This window comes from Hominimerdicola alba, assembly GCF_900112155.1.
Lineage (GTDB): Bacteria > Bacillota > Clostridia > Oscillospirales > Ruminococcaceae > Hominimerdicola > Hominimerdicola alba_D.
In genome coordinates this window covers 1-2685 of record NZ_FOKQ01000094.1, presented here as the reverse complement: position 1 = coordinate 2685, position 2685 = coordinate 1, and the positions used below count along the sequence as shown (strand labels likewise).

Below are 2685 nucleotides of genomic sequence, written 5' to 3'. Positions count from 1 at the left end.
AGAGTGTGAGAGTCACGTAAGCGAAAAGTCAGAGCAGCGAGCTGTATCCGGAGTACCGCGGGACACGTGAAACCCCGTGGGAAGATGGGGGGACCATCCTCCAAGCCTAAATACTACCTAATGACCGATAGCGAATAGTACTGTGAAGGAACGGTGAAAAGAACCCCGGGAGGGGAGTGAAATAGAACCTGAAACCCTATGCTTACAAGCACCGAGAGCCCGTCAATGGGTGATCGGGTACCTTTTGTAGAATGGTCCGGCGAGTTATTGTATGCGGCAAGGTTAAGTGCTTAAGGCACGGAGCCGAAGCGAGAGCGAGTCTGAATAGGGCGGCTAAGTCGTATGCAATAGACCCGAAACCGAGTGACCTAACCATGTCCAGGCTGAAGTGGAGGTAAAACTCCATGGAGGGCCGAACCCACGTCCGTTGAAAAGGCCGGGGATGAGGTGTGGTTAGCGGTGAAATTCCAATCGAACTCGGATATAGCTGGTTCTCTCCGAAATAGCTTTAGGGCTAGCCTCATGACAGATTACCGGAGGTAAAGCACTGAATGGGCTAGGGGTCGAAAGATTACTGAACCTTATCAAACTAAGAATGCCGGATAATCGATTCATGGGAGTCAGACTGTGTGAGATAAGTCTCACAGTCAAAAGGGAAACAGCCCAGACCCACAGCTAAGGTCCCAAAGTACATTTAAGTGGAAAAGGATGTGGGGTTGCATAAACAACCAGGATGTTGGCTTAGAAGCAGCCACTCATTAAAAGAGTGCGTAATAGCTCACTGGTCGAGTGACCCTGCGCCGAAAATTCAACGGGGCTAAAATGTACACCGAAGCTTGGGATTGTCAGTAATGACAGTGGTAGGAGAGCGTCGAATAAGGGGTGAAGTCAGAGCGGAAGCGCTGGTGGACTTTATTCGAGTGAGAATGCCGGAATGAGTAGCGAGAATTATGTGAGAATCATAATGGCCGAAAATCTAAGGTTTCCTGAGGAAGGTTCGTCCGCTCAGGGTAAGCCGGGGGCTAAGGTCAGGCCGAAAGGCGTAGCCGATGCACATACGGTTGAAATTCCGTAGCCACCGAAAGATTTAAGTATAGGGACGCTTCGAAAGTGATGTTGCCGGGCGATGGTTGACCCGGTCGTAAGGGATCGAAAATAAGTAGAGAAGTCATCATGGACGGAGACAAGAAAAGCTATATGTATATCTAAGGTGCCCGTACCGCAAACCGACACAGGTAGATAGGAAGAAGATTCTAAGGCCAACGGGAGAAGGGTTGTTAAGGAACTCGGCAAGTTGACCCCGTAACTTAGGGATAAGGGGTGCTTGAGTGATCAAGCCGCAGAGAATAGGCCCAGGCGACTGTTTAGCAAAAACACAGGTCTCTGCTAAATCGAAAGATGACGTATAGGGGCTGACACCTGCCCGGTGCCGGAAGGTTAAGAGGAGATGTGAGAGCATTGAATTGAAGCCCCGGTAAACGGCGGCCGTAACTATAACGGTCCTAAGGTAGCGAAATTCCTTGTCAGGTAAGTTCTGACCCGCACGAATGGTGTAACGATCTGGGCACTGTCTCAACAACCCGCCCGGCGAAATTGTAGTACCGGTGAAGATGCCGGTTACCCGCGACTAGACGGAAAGACCCCATGGAGCTTTACTGTAGCCTAATATTGGATTTCGGTATTTCATGTACAGGATAGGTGGGAGACTGGGAAGCATTGGCGTCAGCTGATGTGGAGTCACTGTTGGGATACCACTCTTGAAGTGCTGGAGTTCTAACCTGCGGCTTTGAATCAAGTCGGGGGACATTGTTAGGTGGGCAGTTTGACTGGGGCGGTCGCCTCCTAAAGAGTAACGGAGGCGCTCAAAGGTTCGCTCTGCATGGATGGAAACCATGCGTCAGAGTGTAAACGCAAAAGCGAGCCTAACTGCGAGAATGACGGTTCGAGCAGTAACGAAAGTTGGAGTTAGTGATCCGGCGGTATGTGAATGGAAATGCCGTCGCTCAACGGATAAAAGCTACCCTGGGGATAACAGGCTGATCTCCCCCAAGAGTCCACATCGACGGGGAGGTTTGGCACCTCGATGTCGGCTCATCGCATCCTGGGGCTGAATTCGGTCCCAAGGGTTTGGCTGTTCGCCAATTAAAGCGGTACGCGAGCTGGGTTCAGAACGTCGTGAGACAGTTCGGTCCCTATCTGTCGTGGGCGTAGGATATTTGCAAGGAGCTGTCCCTAGTACGAGAGGACCGGGATGGACGCACCTCTGGTGCACCAGTTGTCACGCCAGTGGCACAGCTGGGCAGCTATGTGCGGAACGGATAAACGCTGAAGGCATCTAAGCGTGAAGCCGCCCTTAAGATAAGATATCCCATCTTTATGAGTAAGACCCCTTGAAGACTACAAGGTTGATAGGCACAAAGTGTAAGTGCAGTGATGCATTAAGCTAGCGTGTACTAATTGGTCGAGGGCTTGTCCTAAATTATGTTAGTCCTTAAATGTTTCATTATTCAATTTTGAGGTTATTGTCCTCAATCTATAGTCGGTGATCATTGAGATGAGGTCACACCTGTTCCCATGCCGAACACAGAAGTTAAGCTCATCTTCGCTGAAAATACTCGGCGGGCGACCGCCCGGGAAAATAAGTTGTCGCCGGCTCTTCCCAAAACACTCTTCGGAGTGTTTTGG

General features: G+C 50.5%; 2 rRNA genes. Both read left to right on the top strand.

Features of this window, described 5'->3' with window-relative positions:
• A 23S ribosomal RNA gene (locus BM265_RS19445) occupies nt 1–2477 on the top strand; the annotation flags it as partial.
• 61 nt (nt 2478–2538) lie between these two features.
• Nucleotides 2539–2655, top strand: a 5S ribosomal RNA gene (rrf, locus tag BM265_RS19440).
• Nucleotides 2656–2685 lie beyond the last annotated feature (30 nt).